General features: G+C 55.0%; 14 protein-coding genes. 11 read left to right on the top strand and 3 right to left on the bottom strand.

The annotated features are described in order from the left end of the window. The first annotated feature begins 42 nt into the window (after positions 1 to 42). From rpoC to hmcF, 5 genes are all read left to right on the top strand, one after another. On the top strand, positions 43 to 4,212 hold the full coding sequence (gene rpoC / locus DESU86_RS11870) for a DNA-directed RNA polymerase subunit beta' (protein ID WP_179981234.1): 4,170 nt from the start codon (positions 43 to 45) through the stop codon (positions 4,210 to 4,212). Positions 4,213 to 5,472: 1,260 nt separating this feature from the next. After that, positions 5,473 to 5,757, top strand: a complete 285-nt coding sequence (locus DESU86_RS11865; protein ID WP_179981233.1) for a hypothetical protein — start codon at positions 5,473 to 5,475, stop codon at positions 5,755 to 5,757. A 120-nt stretch (positions 5,758 to 5,877) separates the two neighbouring features. Further along, positions 5,878 to 6,282: a cytochrome c3 family protein gene (locus DESU86_RS11860; RefSeq protein WP_179981232.1), complete on the top strand. Its 405-nt coding sequence runs from the start codon at positions 5,878 to 5,880 to the stop codon at positions 6,280 to 6,282. A 46-nt stretch (positions 6,283 to 6,328) separates the two neighbouring features. Continuing rightward, positions 6,329 to 7,009, top strand: a complete 681-nt coding sequence (gene hmcE, locus DESU86_RS11855) for a sulfate respiration complex protein HmcE (RefSeq protein WP_179981231.1) — start codon at positions 6,329 to 6,331, stop codon at positions 7,007 to 7,009. Between the two features lie 44 nt (positions 7,010 to 7,053). Further along, positions 7,054 to 8,442, top strand: a complete 1,389-nt coding sequence (gene hmcF, locus DESU86_RS11850) for a sulfate respiration complex iron-sulfur protein HmcF (protein WP_179981230.1) — start codon at positions 7,054 to 7,056, stop codon at positions 8,440 to 8,442. A 186-nt stretch (positions 8,443 to 8,628) separates the two neighbouring features. Here the strand turns inward: hmcF and DESU86_RS11845 are convergent, their stop codons facing one another. Both DESU86_RS11845 and DESU86_RS11840 read right to left on the bottom strand, forming a co-directional pair. Further along, positions 8,629 to 8,934, bottom strand: coding sequence for a response regulator (locus tag DESU86_RS11845; protein ID WP_232088428.1), 306 nt, complete (start codon positions 8,932 to 8,934; stop codon positions 8,629 to 8,631). Then, positions 8,909 to 9,454 (bottom strand): RrF2 family transcriptional regulator, encoded by a 546-nt coding sequence (locus DESU86_RS11840; protein WP_179981228.1) that lies wholly within the window; start codon positions 9,452 to 9,454, stop codon positions 8,909 to 8,911. The genes DESU86_RS11845 and DESU86_RS11840 overlap by 26 nt, the downstream gene beginning before the upstream one ends. 342 nt (positions 9,455 to 9,796) lie before the next feature. On the opposite strand from DESU86_RS11840, the gene DESU86_RS11835 reads away from it, so the two are divergent. From DESU86_RS11835 to DESU86_RS11825, 3 genes are all read left to right on the top strand, one after another. After that, complete coding sequence (locus tag DESU86_RS11835; protein ID WP_179981227.1) at positions 9,797 to 10,213, top strand: RrF2 family transcriptional regulator; 417 nt, start codon at positions 9,797 to 9,799, stop codon at positions 10,211 to 10,213. 1,313 nt (positions 10,214 to 11,526) lie between these two features. Beyond that, the gene (locus tag DESU86_RS11830; RefSeq protein ID WP_232088357.1) at positions 11,527 to 12,381 is read left to right on the top strand and encodes a respiratory nitrate reductase subunit gamma; all 855 of its coding nucleotides are present in this window, start codon (positions 11,527 to 11,529) and stop codon (positions 12,379 to 12,381) included. 14 nt (positions 12,382 to 12,395) lie between these two features. Next, positions 12,396 to 12,692, top strand: a complete 297-nt coding sequence (locus tag DESU86_RS11825; protein WP_232088356.1) for a hypothetical protein — start codon at positions 12,396 to 12,398, stop codon at positions 12,690 to 12,692. 54 nt (positions 12,693 to 12,746) lie between these two features. On the opposite strand, the gene DESU86_RS11820 is transcribed toward DESU86_RS11825, so the two are convergent. Beyond that, positions 12,747 to 13,787, bottom strand: coding sequence for an IS481 family transposase (locus DESU86_RS11820; protein ID WP_072312028.1), 1,041 nt, complete (start codon positions 13,785 to 13,787; stop codon positions 12,747 to 12,749). A 125-nt stretch (positions 13,788 to 13,912) separates the two neighbouring features. On the opposite strand from DESU86_RS11820, the gene DESU86_RS11815 reads away from it, so the two are divergent. The 3 genes from DESU86_RS11815 (at position 13,913) to DESU86_RS11805 (ending at position 18,641) form a co-directional block, all read left to right on the top strand. Then, positions 13,913 to 15,220, top strand: a complete 1,308-nt coding sequence (locus tag DESU86_RS11815) for a (Fe-S)-binding protein (protein ID WP_232088355.1) — start codon at positions 13,913 to 13,915, stop codon at positions 15,218 to 15,220. A 488-nt stretch (positions 15,221 to 15,708) separates the two neighbouring features. Continuing rightward, complete coding sequence (locus tag DESU86_RS11810; RefSeq protein ID WP_179981225.1) at positions 15,709 to 16,815, top strand: hydrogenase small subunit; 1,107 nt, start codon at positions 15,709 to 15,711, stop codon at positions 16,813 to 16,815. A gap of 11 nt (positions 16,816 to 16,826) precedes the next feature. After that, entirely contained in the window at positions 16,827 to 18,641 is a 1,815-nt protein-coding gene (locus DESU86_RS11805; protein WP_179981224.1) for a nickel-dependent hydrogenase large subunit, read from the top strand. The last annotated feature ends 34 nt before the right edge of the window (positions 18,642 to 18,675 follow it).

The raw sequence follows: 18,675 nt of genomic DNA, 5'->3' as shown, positions 1-18,675 counted from the left end.
ATAACGATTCCAACGAGCTTCTACCAAAGCAAGGTATTATATATGAGCCTGGACGATCTTTTCACAGCACGCGGCACGTCGGCCAACGTGACCAATATCCGCAATCTGAAAGCCATCCAGATTTCCATCGCCTCTCCTGAAGCCATCCGCGAATGGTCCTATGGTGAAGTGAAAAAACCGGAAACCATCAACTACCGTACCTTCAAGCCGGAACGTGACGGCCTTTTTTGCGCCAAAATTTTCGGCCCCGTGAAGGACTATGAGTGCAACTGCGGCAAGTACAAGCGCATGAAGCACCGCGGCATCGTCTGCGAAAAGTGCGGCGTTGAAGTCATTGCCTCCAAGGTGCGCCGCGAACGCATGGGCCATATCGAACTGGCCGCGCCGGTGGCGCACATCTGGTTTCTGAAGACCCTGCCCTCCAAGATCGGCACGCTGCTTGATATGACCATGGCTGATCTTGAAAAGGTGCTGTACTTCGACTCCTACATTGTTCTTGATCCGGGCCAGACCAACCTGCAAAAGCGTCAGGTCATTTCTGAAGATCAGTACCTTCAGATTCTGGATCATTACGGCAGCGAGGATGTGCTTACGGTGGGCATGGGCGCGGAAGCCGTGCGCAGCCTGCTGGAAGAACTGGACCTCGAAAAGCTCCGTACCGAACTGCGTGAGGAAGGCGAAGCCACCAAGAGCCAGACCAAGAAGAAAAAACTCACCAAGCGCCTCAAGATCGTTGAAGCTTTTCTTGAGTCGGACAACAAGCCCGAATGGATGATTATGGAAGTTGTTCCTGTCATTCCGCCGGAACTGCGTCCCCTCGTGCCCCTGGACGGCGGGCGTTTCGCCACGTCCGACCTCAACGACCTGTACCGCCGCGTCATCAACCGTAACAACCGCCTGAAGCGGCTTATGGAACTTGGCGCGCCCGAGATCATCATCCGCAACGAAAAGCGCATGCTGCAGGAAGCCGTTGACGCCCTGTTCGACAACGGCCGCCGTGGCCGTGCCATCGCCGGCACCAACGGCCGTCCCCTCAAGTCTCTTTCGGACATGATCAAGGGCAAGCAGGGGCGTTTTCGTCAGAACCTGCTGGGCAAGCGCGTGGACTATTCCGGCCGTTCGGTCATCACCGTGGGCCCCTACCTCAAACTGCACCAGTGCGGCCTGCCCAAGAAGATGGCGCTTGAACTCTTCAAGCCCTTCATCTACTCGGAGCTGGAAAAACGCGGTCACGCCTCCACCATCAAGAGCGCCAAAAAAATGGTGGAGCGCGAAGAACTGGTGGTTTGGGATATCCTTTCGGAAGTGGTGCGCGAATACCCCATTCTGCTGAACCGCGCGCCTACCTTGCACCGCCTCGGCATTCAGGCTTTTGAACCCCTGCTGGTTGAAGGCAAGGCCATCCGGCTGCACCCGCTGGTCTGCTCCGCCTACAACGCCGACTTCGACGGCGACCAGATGGCCGTGCATATTCCGCTGTCCGTGGAAGCGCAGATTGAATGCCGCGTGCTCATGATGAGCACCAACAACATTCTTTCGCCCGCCAACGGCGGCCCTGTCATCGTGCCTTCACAGGACATCGTGCTTGGCCTTTACTACATGACCGCCGAGCGCAGCTTTGAAAAGGGCGAGGGCATGTCCTTCTGCGCCCCCTGGGAAGTCGAGAGCGCGCACGATGCGGGCGTCGTCTCCCTGCACGCCCGCGTCAAGGTGCGTATGCCCGACGGGAACACGTATAACACGACTCCCGGTCGCGTGCTGGTCAGCGATATCCTGCCGGAAAAGCTGTCCTTTGACTTTGTGAACTGCGTGCTGACCAAGAAAAACATCGCCCGCCTCGTGGGCGCTGCGTATCGCGACTGCGGCATCAAGGCCACGGTCATTTTGTGCGACAGGCTCAAGGACATGGGCTACGAGTTCGCAACCCGGGCTGGCGTGACCATCGGCGTGAAAGACCTGACCATTCCTGCCACCAAGAAGGGCATTCTTGCGGCGTCACAGGCTGAAGTGGACGACATCGAACACCAGTACCGCGACGGCATCATCACCCGTACTGAAAAGTACAACAAGGTGGTGGACGTGTGGACCAAGGCCACTCAGGACGTTTCCACGGAAATGATCAAGGAAATCTCTTACGATATCCTCACTGATCCCAAGACCGGCAAGCAGGAAAAGAACCAGAGCTTCAACCCCATCTTCATGATGTCCAACTCGGGCGCGCGAGGCAACCAGGACCAGATGCGTCAGCTTGCCGGCATGCGCGGCCTGATGGCCAAGCCTTCTGGTGAAATTATTGAAACGCCCATCACGTCTTCCTTCCGCGAAGGCCTGTCGGTGTTGCAGTACTTCACCTCCACACACGGCGCACGTAAAGGTCTCGCGGACACGGCCCTCAAGACGGCCAACTCCGGTTACCTCACACGCCGCCTGGTGGACGTGGTGCAGGACGTCATCGTGTCCGAACACGACTGCGGCACGGTGGACGGCATCGAGCTGACCCACCTCAAGGACGGCGGCGACATCAAGACGCCCCTGGCTGAACGCATCATCGGCCGCGCCCTGCTCTACCCGGTGTATGACCCCGATAATCCGGAAAAAGTCCTGCTGCCCGAAAACACCATTATTGGCGAAGAAGAAGCCCAGATCATCAATGACAAGGGCATTTCCTCCGTCATGGTGCGCTCGCCCCTTACCTGCCAGGCCGAACGCGGCATATGCGCTCTCTGCTACGGCCGTGACCTTGGCCGTGGGCACCTGGTTAACACGGGTGAAACCGTGGGCATCATCGCGGCCCAGTCCATCGGCGAACCTGGCACGCAGTTGACCATGCGTACCTTCCACATCGGTGGTACGGCTTCGAGCACCATTGAAAAGAACAAGTTTGAAGCCCTCAACACCGGCCGCGTCATCCTCAACCGGGTCAAGGCCGTCACCAACAGGGACGGCGTGTATCTGGTGCTGGGCAAGAGCGGACAGTTGGCCATTGTTGACGCCCAGGGCCGCGAACGCGAAAAATACATCCTGCCCAACGGCGCACGCCTGCTGGTGCATGATGGCCAGGAAGTGAACAAGGGAACAGTGCTGGCCGAATGGGACCCCTTCAACGAACCCTTTGTGTGCGAAGAAGAGGGTACCCTGCGCTTTACGGACATCGTAGACGGCAAGACCGTTCAGGAAAAAGTGGACGACATCACCCGTCAGGCCAGCTTGACCATTATGGAATACCGCACCACCAACTTCCGCCCGTCCATCTCCATCTGCGATGACAACGGCAACGTGAAGAAGCGCAGCCACGGCGGCGCGGCGGCCATTTACAGCCTGCCGGTGGGCTCGATCATCATGGTCAAGGACGGCGACAACATCCAGGCCGGCGACATCATCGCCCGTAAGCCGCGCGAAACCGCAAAGACCAAGGACATCGTGGGTGGTCTTCCCCGCGTGGCCGAGCTCTTTGAAGTGCGCAAGCCCAAGGACATGGCCGTTGTTTCCGAAATATCCGGCACAGTCACCTATGCGGGCGAATCCAAGGGCAAGCGCAAGCTTGTGGTGACGCCTGAAATCGGTGAAGCCAAGGAATACCTGGTGCCAAAGGGCAAGCACATCACCGCTGCCGACGGCGACTTTGTTGAAGCCGGCGACCCGCTGACCGAAGGTTACCCCGAACTGCACGACATCCTGCGCACCAAGGGCGAGAAATACCTGGCCCGTTACCTGGTGGACGAAATTCAGGAAGTCTACCGCTTCCAGGGCGTGGGCATTGACGACAAGCATATTGAAGTCATCGTGCGCCAGATGCTTAAAAAGGTTACTGTTCTGGATTCGGGCGGCACCAGCTTCCTGGTGGGTGAACAGGTCGATAAGGGCGAGTTCAGGCAGGAAAACCAGAGGGCCATGGCAGAAGGGCGTCAGCCCGCCACTGCGGAACCGCTGGTGCTGGGCATCACTCAGGCATCCTTGACCACCTCCTCCTTCATCTCGGCGGCCTCCTTCCAGGAAACCACCAAGGTGCTGACCGAGGCTTCCCTCAAGGGCAAGATGGACTATCTGCGCGGCCTCAAGGAAAACGTCATTGTTGGCCGCCTGATTCCCGCCGGAACTGGCTACCGCGAATACGTCAATGGCGACATCGTGGTGCCGGATCAGAAGGAACGCCCCGACAAGTTCCTTGAAGAGCTTGAAGAAAACCCCATACTGGTTGACTTGAACGGCTAGAACGGCCGCACATGCCATACAAGAAGCGCAGGGAACTCCCTGCGCTTCTTTTTTATTCCCCGCGTAGTCATCGCCCTTGCATATCCTAGAGCAGATTAACTTTGAAACGCTTCACATTTCAAAGTTTTCATTCAGCCGAAAATGCGATTTGCGACAACCATCAGCAGGCTGGTCGCTCTATTAACCAATTGCTGTCTTTGCGGCAGCCGTTGGCGAGTCTGCGAGCCTTACGAATGGCGACAGCGATTACGCAGAACAAGATGTATAGTTACTCATGCTGTCTTCGCGGCAGTCGTTGGCGAGTCTGCGAGCCTTACGAATGGCGACAGCGATTACGCAGAACAAGATGTATAGTTACTCATGCTGTCTTTATCCGTAGTTTCCTGCGTCACAACGCTTGAAGCATCCGTAGCTTCCTTCGTCGCAACGGCTAAAGATCGGCTGAATCCACGCCACGTTGTGGCGCGCTGTGCTTTCGTACAGCGATAGAACATTTACACTTTTTCAAAGTTAAAATGCTCTAGCCCGCCTGCTGCCAAACGCCCCCTTATTTCAGGTCCTCGCCCGCCTGCTGCCACGCGGGCGCTCATCCTTACAGATCCTCGCCCGCCTGTTGCCACGCGGGCGTCCCTCCTTGCTGGAAACGCGTAGGCAGCCCACAACGCAGCCCACCTGCCTTCCTGGGTGGGGACTTTCGGGCTAATGTGGCCTCTTCACTTGTGAAAATTGTATCAACAATAAAATTCTTATATTTCAGTATAATAAAAAGCTCAGTTTATGATGGTTTTCGCTCACGTCAGGGTTCTGACCTGTTGTTTCATGTAGTCACATGCGTTGGAACACGAGTACTGCTGATGGCCATACTGCTTTGAGCCACAAGCGCCTCTAAAATAGAAAAAAAATATTAATGTATTCACGTAAATACAAATAATACTAATTTGATAAGTAAAAATTGAATGTTCAAACGGTAACTCGAGTAAAAAAATATGATTTACGTCTGCAAAGCGTCTCCAGAATTCTCATACAAGAGCAAGATTGTGACAAAAATACTATATCTTTTAAGTCCACTTTTATGTTTAACAAGTCAAATTAGTTATAATTTTTTAGTGCAAAAAAATAGAAACTTTATTGACGCAGTATTTTTTATATAATAATCTTTTGGTAGTGATTAAGTTGCTCAAGAATAAGAATGATTAATTGCTCTTTATCAGTGCCTCATGTACAGTGAGGCGTAACTGCGCGTGACGCAAGGGGGTTGCCATGTCTGCCTTATCAGAACGTGAGTACCTGGCGGAAGAAATTTGCGAACTGTATTCCAAGCTTGCTGGCGATGCGTATGCGGAAGACCTCAATCGGGCCAAAGCTCTTGCACAGGGTGACGCGCCTCATGATCACTGGTTGCAAACCAACAGGTTGGACTATGAATCCCGCCTTTTTCTCTACCTTTCGGCAGCGTTTGCCATGAGGTGTATGAAGAATGAGCCTTACAAATGCGCTGTTTTCATGCGCAACGCGGCTGAGTCGCTTCATGGGGCCAAGTCGTAGATAAGCACAAAACCAGGGGAAATCCCGATGCGTGGGCTCGGGATTTCCTTATAATTTGCGCCGGCCTGGTTTATACCGGGGCAACATCATTAGGATTATGCCAGGAAGTAAGGATTCACCATGCAGGAAAAACACATCGGACTCTGGATCACTCTCCCCTGCCTGTTGTTTTTGACCTTCGGCTTGGTGCTGTCTTCGGGCGAAGCATACGGTGAGGAGCGCATCCCCTTCACCTACCCGCCTTTCAGTGCCAAAAAAATGCCGCCGGTCTTCTTCACACACGATCAACACATTGCCTATCTGGCAGACAAAGGGCAGGACTGCACAACCTGCCACCAGATGACGGACGAAGGCCTAGCCGAATCGTTCGCAAACGTCAGAAACGTCGCTCCACGCAAACAGATGGACTATCTGCACGCTACCTGTACCGAATGTCACGTCAAACTTGCCAAGGGGCCCCGCCTTGTGGACTGCCGGACCTGTCATAGCGAGCGCATTGCATCTGAGAATGCCGCCAATAAGTAACTGGCTGTCACGTACAAGGTAGAAAGAAAGTAGGAGGCAAAATCAGATGGTTGATTTTATTACCGGACCCCTTTTTGTCATTTCACTCGTGATCTTTGTGGTCGGCATGCTGGCCCGCGTTTTTTGGTACGTAAACGGTCTGGACTGGCGCCTTGAACGCGTGGCCTACCGGTACCATGCCAACCGCTCCATCGCAGGCATCTTTGCGTCAATCTTCAAATGGCTGATCCCCGGTGGAACCGACGGCTGGAGAACACAGCCCGTAGCCGCTGTTTTATTTTTTCTTCTGCACTTCGGTGCCGTGCTTGTTCCGCTCTTTTTGCTTGGCCATACCGTGCTGCTTGAGCGCTATGTCGGCATAATACTGCCTTCGCTGCCCGGCACACTGGCCGACATTTTTTCCGTCATGAGCATAGTGGCCATCGTTCTGCTGGCCATACGCCGCATGATTTCGCCTGCACTGCGCCAACTCAACAGCGGCGGGGACTGGCTCGTACTGCTTTTGACATTTCTGCCCTTTGCCACCGGGCTTATGGCGCGGCTGGACATGCCCGCCTACCAGAGCTGGATGCTGGCGCACGTTCTGAGTGGTGAGCTTTTCCTTATACTGGCTCCCTTCACCAAGCTTTCGCACATAGTTCTCTTCTTTATGTCACGTGCCCAGCTCGGCATGGACTTCGCCATCAAAAGGGGCGGAGCCACCCGCGGCGGCGCTTTTCCCTGGTAAGCGGGAACCTGTATCATTATTTTTTCGTCTGAAAGGAGCGGATTATGTCCGAATTGCTTTGCACCCCGACCCCAGTCACCACCAAAGAAGGCATTCTTGAACTGCTGAAGGACAAGGCCGGGGCGCAATATTATAGCCAGATGAAGGAAATGAAAGTGGACCAGGCAGCCCTGGCCCGCGATCTTGAACAGACCTGTAAATCGCGCACCCGCACATGGCTAAGTGTCTGTGCGCATTGCGCCATGTGTGCGGACAGCTGCTTTTTCTACAGAACCAGCGACAATGATCCCACCCAGATTCCGTCGTACAAGATTCAGGCCACCCTGGGCGAAATGTTGCGCCGCAAGGGCAAGGTTGACACCGAATTCATGATCAAGTGCATGGATGCGGCCTGGGGCAAGTGCACCTGTTGCAACCGTTGCGGCGTCTATTGCCCCCACGGCATAGACACGGGCGTCATGTTCAGTTACCTGCGCGGCATACTGTTCAAGCACGGCTTTATTCCCTGGGAAATGAAGATCGGTTCCGGCATGCACCGCGTGTACGGCGCGCAGATGGACGTGACCGAAGAAGACTGGCTGGAAACCTGCGAATGGATGGTGGAAGAACAGCAGGAAGAATGGCCTGATCTTGAAATCCCTGTGGAAAAAGAAAATGCCGACGTCATGTATGTTCTTAACGCCCGTGAGGTAAAGCACTATCCTGAAGACATCGCCCTGGCCGCGATTCTCTTCAGCGTGACCGACACCAACTGGACGGTGCCCCGCGAAGGATGGGAAAACACCTCGTTAAGCATGTTCGCTGGCGACTGGGAAGGCTGCTCGCAAAATATCAAGCGCATTTACGCCGCTGTGGATCGCCTCAAACCCAAAGTGGTTGTGGGAACGGAATGCGGCCATGCCCATCGCGCCACCGTGGTTGAAGGCCCTTATTGGGCCGGACGTGAAAGCGGGGATCCGCCGGTGCGCTTCATGCACTATGTGGAGTGGGTGGCCGAAATGCTGCGCACTGGCAGACTCAAGATTGATCCCACGAAGAAAATCAAGGTTCCCTGCACGTTGCAAGACTCTTGCAACTATGTGCGCAACCACGGCCTGGGCAGCGCCACACGTGAAATCCTGAGCTATATTGCTGAAGATTTCAGAGAAATGGACCCCAAGAGCGACCACAACTTCTGTTGCGGCGGCGGGGGCGGCCTTAACGGCATTGGCAAGTACCGCCAGGAACGCAATGTGGGGCTCAAAAACAAGCTGGATCAGATCAAGGCCACTGGCGCTGAACTGGTTATCACCCCCTGCCATAACTGCTGGGACGCCATTCGCGATATGATGGAAGTGTATGAAGAACACAAGATCAAATGGTCTTTCTTGAAGCCCCTGCTGGCAGAAATGATCATTGTGCCGCCGCACATCCGTCATAACGAACTGGAGTAAGGCAAAATCAGCAGAACGGCGTCGCTTTGTCCTTTGCCGACCGCAGTTCTGCTTTGCAAGGGCGCACCTATGCCCGTTGGCCGGGCAACGATCCCATTGCCCGGCCAACAAAAAAATTTCAGCGCAGCCATGCCGCACGCAAAGGCCATGCTGGCCCAACACCGCGAAACCGTGTTGGGCGGCGAGCTAACAGGCTACAGCGGCAGAAACAGCGCCCAGCAACACATCGCCTGGGCAGTTTTTACTCAAAACCGGAACCCCAGTTCCAAAGCAGACGGGCCTCGGCCCCACGTTTGTACAGACAATGGCCGGAATATCACGCGTTTGCGAATTCCTGCGCAGTCGACTGTACAAGATGGTGCCCGAAGTGCCCTGCAGCTCAACATCAAAGATGATGCAGTCCGGTTTGCAATTGTTGACCAAATGCAGGCTTTCGTCACAGCTGGACGCGACGCTTACCTGGTAGTTAGATTGACGTAAGACTTGCGACATCCTGTTTAGGCTTTCGGCATCGCTGTCTACCAAGAGAATATGCTTTTGCATTGGCGCCTCCGGGTTCTGATTCTGGTCGTCTGGTGACTGAGTGGCCTTGTTTGCGATGAGCAGCATGACGCGGCGAAAACCCGGCGCTCTTACGAACTGAACTGAGCGTCACCGCATCCAAAGAGTTGTGCAGGGTCATGGCAGCCTTGTCCCAAACGTCAAAGGCGGCTTTGCCGACTGGGGCCTCACTGTTGACGCCGGGCAGGGTAATGCCACCTTCCACTGCGTTGATTATGTCCGCCAGCGTTATGGAATCGGGGTTGCGGGCAAGCATGTGCCCCCCGGCGATGCCCCTTACGCTCTTGATAATGTCCTCAGATTGAAGCAAGCGCATGATTTTTTGCACAAACTTTTCAGAAATACCCGTACAGGCCGCCAGTTCGGAAGCGGATGCCGGCATGTCCTGATCTTGTTCAGAAAGGCACAACAGCAAATGCAGCGCATGACAGGACATTGTGGAAATACGCATAGTTATTCCTTATTTAGCGGGAGGCGATAAAGTTGACGATACCCGATACATCTAATTTAGACTGCTTTACTCATGATTCTTAGCGTAAGCCACTATGGGCGTCAAGCGGACTTGGGCGATCCTTTCTTGAAACCTGTCCTTAGCACAGGACGCCAAAAATAACTGTGAATGTTTTCTCAAGCTACACGATAATCTGAAAAAAGTTGTATCATAATTGCTACGTTGATGTTACTATCTGCCACACGCGCTTATGTTTCGGACGTCGAACTTTTGTCTCAGCGTGATGAGGCCATAGGTTCCTTTTGATTTCCCCTTTTACCACTGCTCCATGGGGGATACGCAATGAAGCTTTCAGCCAAAACGCGCTATGCAGCTCGTATTCTACTGTACTTAGCAAACAATGGGTTTGAAAAACCGGTTTCTTCAAGCTTGCTCGCAAGTAAAACTGGCATCAGCTCTCAGTTTATTGAACAAATTTTGCGGCAGCTACGGCTGGCGGGCATCACAGGCAGTGTTCGCGGCGCCAAGGGTGGGCATGTCCTTATGCGCAAACCGGAAGATCTTACTTTTGGTTGTATCGTGCGTCTGATGGAAGGGGGCATTGAGCTGAGCGGCTGCCTTGAAAAACCTGGCAACTGTTCACGCTTTGATGCCTGCGAAGTACGCAAGGCGTGGGAAAGCCTGCAAGCGACGCTTGATGGCGTGTTTGAATCCATTACCCTTCGCGATCTCATGCACGATGACCGGCTTTTGCTTTGACCAGCGAGGGCCTGCCCTCTTTCATTCCCCTTCACGAGCGTGCGCAACTCCATGAGCGTCTGGACAGAAGACGCTTTGGGGCACGTGCTGCAGCAGTTTCGGAAGTCCTGCCCCTAGAGCGCGTTCCTTTGCCCATGACTATTTGCTGTGAGCACACGGCTTCTCTCAAAGGCTACGTTACATCCCTACGGCGTTAACCACCTCCCAGCGGCGTATCCACGCCTGCAGGCCAGCGGCCCCGCCCGCACCGAGGTGTAGCCAGCACAAGCGCTGCGGCTGGATAGGCCAGCGCCCGCCTATACCATCGCCCCATCACCGTGAAACTGGCTGCACTCCGACGGCACGGACCCCGGGCATCTGTCGGCTTTTCCTACCCTGCAACGCTCCCCGCTTTTTCCTGTACCCTGCCTTTCCCACTCCCTGAGTACGGGCATTACGTCACGCTCCTGAGTGCCCCACCACTTCCTCATTCCTGCCATTCCCCCCTGAATTCGGTCAACTTCCCCTATTCCTTCTTGAATCCCTTTTGTTCTATGGCCCCTCGGCCCGGTCACTCCCCAAGTCGCCATTCTGCCTGTTCCCCTTGACCGCCCCACCGTGCGGCTGCCTATTGGTCTCCTCCCCGCAATCAGCGCGATCCTGCTCATCTGCCCCCCTTTCCGCATACCCGCTTTGCAGAGCCATTTTGGCAAGCAACAATAAACATTGATTATTATTGCCTGTTATCTTTTCATATCGCAACACTTGGTTAATCACGTCTCTTTAAACGACTCTATTGCCTTGCAATTTACATAGATTGATCATTCATTCAGCTCATTACATAGTTTTTTAGTACTATTTCAGCAGTCAGATAGCATCCAACCTAGGCGCTTTTACTTTTATCGCAGAAAAAAAATATTTTTGCTTGCGCAAAACTGATTTTTGAGCTTAATCTTGTTGATTTACTTAAATAAAATTATCTTAATCTTGATTAAAATTGTCATGATGAATCCTTCTGAAATCTTTGCATTTTTTTATATTTAAGGTATCAGGAGGGCCACCGGGCAACTTGACTCCATGGCTTATTGTGATCAGTTCTCAACAGAGGCTATCCGCCATAATCGCATACCCGGTACCTTTTAAGAAGAGGTTGCAGGCAAGCAGACGCATGCCGGGCTTTTAGCGGCGCACGGCTGGGCCGGGCCCGTCGAACCCACGTTTCAGCGGCATCTTGACTCTACGGGAGAAAACGCATGACCATTTTGTTTTACATCTTGGGCTATTTGGCGGTAGCCGGCTTTATTTGCATGGCATACTTGAAAATCAGGTCGTATATGGCCGCCAGCCCCTTGCATGTGCGCTGGGAACTTTACCCCGTCCCGCATGAAGGCAGCAAAACCGTCTACGGCGGCAGCTTCATGGAAGAAAAGGACTGGTGGACCAAGCCGCGTCACATTTCACATTGGGGCGACATCAAGGCGCTGCTCACTGAAGTGCTTTTCCTCCACGCCACATTTGAACACAACATCAAGCTGTGGGTGCGCTCGTATCCCTTCCACGTGGGCATGTACATGCTCATGGGCGGCACAATAATTGTGCTTTGCGCTGCCATTGCTCAGCTTTTTGGGCTGAACCCGCAGGGCGGACTGATGCTCTTTGTGGGCAACGTCATTAATGCCATGGTGCTGGTGGGCACGCTGTGCATCATTATCGGCGGCATCGGCCTTATCGAGAGGCGCCGCAACGACGACGGCCTGCGCCGCTACAGCACGCCCGAGCATTACTTCAATCTGGTCATTTTCATTGTTTTCGGCCTTCTTGGTCTGGCCGCCTGGGCTTTTTCGCCCTCGTATTTCGAACTGGCCCGCACCTTTATCTACAACCTGATTACCCTCAACTTCGCCCCGCAGACCAGCGTGCTGTTCAGCCTGCACCTGCTGGTGGGCTTCTTCCTGCTTATCTGGATTCCCATGACGCACATGGGGCACGTTTTCATGAAGTACTTCACCTATCATGACATCCGCTGGGGCGATGAACCCACCAGCTACAGCGAGAAGAACAAGCAGAAAATCCTTGAGGCCCTCAAGTTCAACGTGACCTGGTCGGCCAAGCATATCTCAGGTGATGGCGCCCCCAAGAGCTGGGTAGACGTCGCCACGACCAACCCCACAGAAAAGAAAGAAGACTAGGGAGAGTTTCAGACATGAAAGACAACCTCCGTTTGACTGACGTTTCCACCGTCGAGGGGCAGATGGTCAGCATTGACCTGAAGGAAATCCCCGAACTGGCTGTGGATATGCATACCATGCCCTGGAAGCCCTTCACCGACGAGCAGAAGGAAAACACGGCCTGTATTCTTGATGAAGTCAGCGTGCTGAACATCCCCAAGCCCAAGAGCCGTGAAGAAGAGGAAGAGCTGGTCAACAAGTTCCTCTCCGGCATGCGCAAACTGTTCACCAAGGAAAACAACTGGACCTTTCTGCCCATGCTTGAAATGTAGTAGTTCAGACTTGATCTGACAGTCGGTTCCGTTTTGATGGTTCCGATTGTCAGGTTAGTTGAGTTGTCCGACCTTTTCCTTCCAGATCTGTTTTCCGTCAAGGAGTGTTTGCAATGGCGTTCTGCCGCAACACTTTTTCCCTTGATGTGTCCTTTCGATGTTGTAATGTTCCATCCAGACATCCAGATCGGCCTGCAGTTCCTCCAGAGAGTTATACAGTTTCCGCCGGAAGGCAACCTGGTAAAACTCGTGCAGGATGGTCTTGTGGAAACGTTCGCAGATGCCGTTTGTCTGCGGATGCCGCGCCTTGGCCTTGGTGTGTTCTATGTTGTTTATGCCCAGATAAAGCTGGTAGTCATGCGTTTCCAGTCTGCCGCAGTACTCTGTGCCCCTGTCCGTCAGCATGCGGATAATGCCCATTTCCATTGAAGTGAAGAATGGCAAAACCCGGTCATTGAGCAGGTCGGCTCCGGTGATGGGTGTTTTGGTAGTGTAGAGCTTGGCAGCCGCCCACTTAGAGTAGGTATCCACAAAGGTTTGCTGATAAATACGGCCGACGCCCTTGATGGTGCCGACGTAAAATGTGTCCTGACTGCCGAGATATCCGGGATGATGGCTTTCTATTTCGCCGCAAGCCTCATCGTCGTGTTTTTTACGCTCCAGAGCTTGTACCTGGGCTTCGGTGAGCACAATGCCCTCTTCAGCGGACTTCTTCTCCAGGGCGTTCAGGCGCTGCTTCATTGAGGCCAGGTCATGGCGCAACCAGATGGAACGCACCCCTGACGGCGACACAAATACGCCGGTTTTGCGCAGTTCGTTGCTGGCCCGCACTTGCCCATGAGCAGGGAAGGCTATCGCAAAATCCAACACCGCCAGTTCCGTGGCCTCTTCCACGCGATTTTTCAGGTTGGGCTTTTTGCGGCTGACCTCAAACAGCGCTTCAACGCCTCCGGCGTCTCGTGCTGTTTGATACCGGTAGAAGGTATCTCTGGAAAAGCCCATGATGCGGCAGGCTCTGGAGACATTGCCGAGTTCGGCAGCAAGGTTGAGAAGTCCGGTCTTGTGTTTGATGACGTTTTGATTGAAACTTTCCATGGGGAAACTCCGTGGGCGCTGTGCCCGGTTGATGGTACGTTTACACTTCCATCAAAACGGAGTTCCCCTCGCTTTTCAAGGGACAACTGTCAGATCAAATCGCGACTACTTCACTTGAAACCAGCATGGACTACTGCGCCCAGTGCAACTCCTGCTCCGAAGCCTGCCATCTCTATGAAATGTCGGGCGAGAATGAAATGTACCGCCCCAACTTCCGTTCCGAAATCTTCCGCCGCATCTACAAGCAGTATGTGAAGAAGGAACCTCTGGCAAAATGGCGCTACGGCGACATGGACCTGAACTGGAAGACCGTGGCGCGCCTGGGCGAACTGGCCTACCGCTGCAACCTGTGCCGCCGCTGCGCCCAGACCTGTCCCATCGGCGTTGACAACGGCCTGCTGGCCCGCGAAATCCGCAAGCTGTTCAGCCAGGAAATGGGCATCTACCCCCGCGAACTGCACGACCGCGGCACCATGAATCACATGAAGGCCGGTTCCTCCACGGGCATGACGCCCGAAGTGGTGAAGGAAAACGTCGAATTCATCGACGAAGACTACACGGAAATCACCGGCGTGGGCATCCACACGCCCTTTGACGTGCAGGGCGCGGACATCATGCTGCTGCACAATGCCGGTGAAATCATGGCCTGGCCTGAAAACATCGCCTCCTTCTCCCTCATCTTCCAGGAAGCGGGCCTTTCGTGGACGCTTTCCAGCAAGGCTCTTGCCTATGACGGCGTGAACTACGGCGTGTTCTACGACGACGCGCAGACCGCCCGCATCGCCCTGCAACACATGATGGCCGCCAAGGAACTGGGCGTGAAAAAGATCGTCATCGGCGAGTGCGGCCATGCCCACAAAGCCCTTACGGTCATTGCCGACCGCGTTATTCCCTTTGAATACCAGGTTCCGCGCGAAAGCTGCTACGTCACCCTGCGTGACATCGTCATGAGCGGCCGCCTCAAGCTTGACCCCTCGCGCAATAACTTTCCCGTGACCCTGCACGACCCCTGCAACGTGGTGCGCCTCATGGGCATTGTTGAGCCCCAGCGCGAAATCATCCGCAAGATTGCGCCCCTGTTCCGTGAAATGCCCCATCACGGTGTGGACAACTACTGCTGCGGCGGCGGTTCCGGCTTTGCCATCATGACCCGCAACAACATCGAACAATGGCGCGGCAACATCTCCGGCCGCAAAAAGATGTGGCAGATTGCCGAAGCCTTCAAGGATTGCCTTGGTCCCGAAACCCGCAAGTACATCTGCGCCCCCTGCTCCAACTGCAAGGGCCAGATCCGCGAAATCCTTGAGCACAACGACCTGTATACCAAGAACAACTTCGCCTACGGCGGTCTGGTGGAACTCATTGTCAACGCCATGACCAACGTGGAGCCCGGTTTCATCAAGTTTGAAGGCGAAGAAGGCGCAGAAGAGTAATACACAAAAAAGATGGAATGACACAGGCAGCCACGCTTGCCTGAGCTGACCAGAGGGGGGCTTTCGCCCCCCTTTTTTTGCGGCGCAAATGCTGGCCCGCATCGTATAAACATGCATATCTATAATTAAATATTTGTTTATTTTTATGCAGTATGCTTTCATGCTAAACCTGCCATTATGATCGCAAGTCTGTAATATTATTTTTCTCTTGCCTTTGAGCAAGCTGAACTATAACCTTAACAGTAGCTTTTATGGCATAGAGCATTGTAGCTTTGAAAAAGCTTAAATGCTCTATCGCTGTACAAGAGTGCAGCGCGCCACAACGTGGCGTGGATTCAGCCGAAAATCGCATTTTCGGCTGAATGAAACCTTTGAAATGTGAAGCATTTCAAAGTTAATCTGGTCTGGGGAAGCCGGACCGCTTCCCTCCTTTGCTGCATAACGCACCCCTCACGGCTCACTTCCAACCAGCAAGCGTTGAGGTAACTATGGCACGTCTTGAAACAACCGCCGAGGTTTTACGAAATAAGGGCGTAAGCCGCAGAGACTTTATGAAATTCTGCGCACTCACCGCCGTTGCCATGGGGCTTGGCCCCGGCGCGGATCTGGCCATCGCCCAGGCCCTTTCCACCAAACCTCGTCTGCCGGTGCTCTGGATCAACGGACTTTCCTGTTCCTGCTGCACCGAATCTTTTTTGCGCACCGCCCATCCCCTTGCGGCGGACATCATCCTTTCAATGATTGCTCTGGACTATCAGGACACCATCATGGCGGCCGCTGGCGATCAGGCCAACGCCGCGTACGAGCAGGCCATCGAAAAATACAAGGGGCAGTACATTCTGGCCCTTGAAGGCAATGTGCCCCTGAACGCGCAGGGCATGTACTGCATTGACGGCGGCAAGCCTTTTTATGAAAAGCTCAAACAGGGCGTGGAACACGCCAAGGCCGTTGTGGCCTGGGGCACCTGCGCATCGTGGGGCTGCGTGCAGGCGGCCTCGCCCAATCCCACCGGCGCAACCCCCCTGCACAAGCTTTTTCCCAACAAACCGCAGATCAAGGTTCCCGGCTGCCCGGCAATCCCTGAGGTAATGAGCTCCATACTGACCTACATCATTACCTTTGACCGGCTGCCGAACCTTGATTCACAGGGACGGCCCGAAATGTTCTACGGCGTGCGCGTGCATGATCAGTGCTACCGCCGTGCCCACTTCGACGCCGGACAGTTTGTTGAGTCGTGGGATGACGAAGGCGCGCGCTCCGGCCTGTGCCTGTACAAAATGGGCTGCAAAGGGCCCACCACATACAATGCCTGTCCTTCCACCCGCTGGAACAACGGCGTTTCCTTCCCCATCCAGTCCGGGCACGGCTGCATCGGCTGCTCGGAACAGAACTTCTGGGATCAGCAGTCCTTTTATGACCGCATCACCACCATCCCGCACATGGGCACCAACTCCACGGCCGAAACCGTGGGCGTTGCCGCTGTGGCCGGTGTGGCGGCAGGCGTGGCCATTCACGGCGCGGCGACCATGGTCCGCCATGCCTGCTGCGACAAGAAAAAAGCCCCGGAAGTTAACGACGACACCAGCAAGAGCTAAGGAACGCACCCATGTCCTACGAATACACTACGCAAGGATATACTGTTGTTGACGCGGGCCGCCGCCTCGTTGTGGACCCCGTGACCCGCATCGAGGGACACCTGCGCTGCGAGGTGAACATCAATGACGACAACGTCATCACCAATGCCGTTTCCTGCGGCACCATCTTTCGCGGCATAGAAATCATCCTTAAAGGCCGCGACCCGCGCGACGCCTGGGCCTTTACCGAGCGCATCTGCGGCGTGTGCACGGGCACCCATGCCCTGGCTTCCGTGCAGGCCGTTGAAAACGCTCTCGGCATTGAAATCCCCGATAACGCCAATATCATCCGCAACCTCATGCAGCTCTGCCTCATGTACCATGACCACCTGGTGCATCTGTACCATCTGACGGGGCTGGACTGGGTGGACGTGGTTTCGGCCTCCACCGCCGATCCCAAGGCCACCTCGGAGCTGGCGCAAAAACTGTCGCCCTGGCCCAACTCTTCACCGGGCTACTTCAAATCCGTCAAGGACAAGCTGCTCAAGCTCATCAATTCCAACCAGCTCGGCATCTTCACCAACGGCTATTGGGGCCACCCCGCCTACAAACTCCCGCCCGAAGCCAACCTGATGGTTGTGGCCCACTATATCGAAGCTCTGGATTTCCAGAAGGACGTGGTGCACATCCACACCATCTTTGGGGGCAAAAACCCGCATCCCAACTGGCTGGTGGGCGGCGTGCCCTGCTCGCTCAACATTGACGGCGTGGGCGCTGCCGACGTCATCAATCAGGAACGTCTGGATTTCATCCTCCAGGTCATCGAGCGCTGCCGCACCTTTGCCCAGCAGGTGGTGATTCCCGACACCCTGGCCCTGGCCAGCTTCTATGGCGACTGGCTCAATATCGGCGGCGGGCTGTCCAAGCTCTCGGTACTGGCCTACGGCGCCATTCCCAGCATTGCCAATGATTTCAGCGACAAAAGTCTGCTTCTGCCCTCAGGGGCCATCATCAACGGCAAATTCGATCAGGTTCTGCCCGTTAACCTTACCAATCCTGAAGAAATTCAGGAAACGGTCAACCACTCCTGGTACAAAACCTACCCTGCCGGCAAGACCGGACTGCACCCCTGGGAAGGCATCACCGAGCCGCATTACAACCCCGGCCCCAATATCAAGGGAACGCCCACGGACCTCAAGCAGGTGGACGAAAGAGACCGCTACTCCTGGCTCAAGACGCCCCTGTGGCGCGGACACCAGATGGAAGTCGGCCCTCTGGCCCGCATGCTCATCGGCTATGCCCGCAAGAATGACGAAATCAAGGGCCTGGTTGACGACTTTCTGGGCCGTGCGGGCGGCGTGCCCGTCAGCGTGCTGCAGTCCACCCTGGGGCGCATCGCCGCCCGCTCTCTGGAGCTGGCCTGGTCTGCGGAAAAAATGCGCTATTTCTATGACAGGCTTATTGCCAACCTCAAGAACGGCATACGCACCACGGCCAATACCGCCAAGTGGAAGCCCGAAACCTGGCCCACCACAGAACTGCGGGGCGTGGGCTTTACCGAAGCTCCGCGCGGCGCGCTTGGCCACTGGGTCAAAATCAAGGACAGAAAGATCGAAAACTACCAGTGCGTGGTGCCCACCACCTGGAACGGCGCGCCCCGCAGCCCCGACGGCCAGCTGAGCGCCTACGAGGCCTCGCTTATGAACACGCATATGGATATTCCGGAGCAGCCTCTGGAAATCCTGCGCACGCTCCACAGCTTTGACCCGTGCCTGGCCTGCTCGACCCACATCATCGGGCCTGACGGCAAAGACCTGCTTACTGTGCGCATGGATCGGGGCATGTAGCCCCGCCCTTTGACGCCCCGGCGCACAAGCGCCC

The organism is Desulfovibrio sp. 86 (genome assembly GCF_902702915.1).
Lineage (GTDB): Bacteria > Desulfobacterota > Desulfovibrionia > Desulfovibrionales > Desulfovibrionaceae > Desulfovibrio.
Note: the sequence above shows the minus strand (reverse complement) of the source record. Positions and strands in the feature narration are given on the sequence as shown.

Excerpts from the sequence above, each read along its gene's own strand:
- rpoC (WP_179981234.1), top strand. The coding sequence starts at position 43 with ATGAGCCTGGACGATCTTTTCACAGCACGCGGCACGTCGGCCAACGTG.
- DESU86_RS11865 (WP_179981233.1), top strand. The coding sequence starts at position 5,473 with ATGTCTGCCTTATCAGAACGTGAGTACCTGGCGGAAGAAATTTGCGAA.
- DESU86_RS11860 (WP_179981232.1), top strand. The coding sequence starts at position 5,878 with ATGCAGGAAAAACACATCGGACTCTGGATCACTCTCCCCTGCCTGTTG.
- hmcE (WP_179981231.1), top strand. The coding sequence starts at position 6,329 with ATGGTTGATTTTATTACCGGACCCCTTTTTGTCATTTCACTCGTGATC.
- hmcF (WP_179981230.1), top strand. The coding sequence starts at position 7,054 with ATGTCCGAATTGCTTTGCACCCCGACCCCAGTCACCACCAAAGAAGGC.
- DESU86_RS11845 (WP_232088428.1), bottom strand. The coding sequence starts at position 8,934 with ATGTCGCAAGTCTTACGTCAATCTAACTACCAGGTAAGCGTCGCGTCC.
- DESU86_RS11840 (WP_179981228.1), bottom strand. The coding sequence starts at position 9,454 with ATGCGTATTTCCACAATGTCCTGTCATGCGCTGCATTTGCTGTTGTGC.
- DESU86_RS11835 (WP_179981227.1), top strand. The coding sequence starts at position 9,797 with ATGAAGCTTTCAGCCAAAACGCGCTATGCAGCTCGTATTCTACTGTAC.
- DESU86_RS11830 (WP_232088357.1), top strand. The coding sequence starts at position 11,527 with ATGGCCGCCAGCCCCTTGCATGTGCGCTGGGAACTTTACCCCGTCCCG.
- DESU86_RS11825 (WP_232088356.1), top strand. The coding sequence starts at position 12,396 with ATGAAAGACAACCTCCGTTTGACTGACGTTTCCACCGTCGAGGGGCAG.
- DESU86_RS11820 (WP_072312028.1), bottom strand. The coding sequence starts at position 13,787 with ATGGAAAGTTTCAATCAAAACGTCATCAAACACAAGACCGGACTTCTC.
- DESU86_RS11815 (WP_232088355.1), top strand. The coding sequence starts at position 13,913 with ATGGACTACTGCGCCCAGTGCAACTCCTGCTCCGAAGCCTGCCATCTC.
- DESU86_RS11810 (WP_179981225.1), top strand. The coding sequence starts at position 15,709 with ATGGCACGTCTTGAAACAACCGCCGAGGTTTTACGAAATAAGGGCGTA.
- DESU86_RS11805 (WP_179981224.1), top strand. The coding sequence starts at position 16,827 with ATGTCCTACGAATACACTACGCAAGGATATACTGTTGTTGACGCGGGC.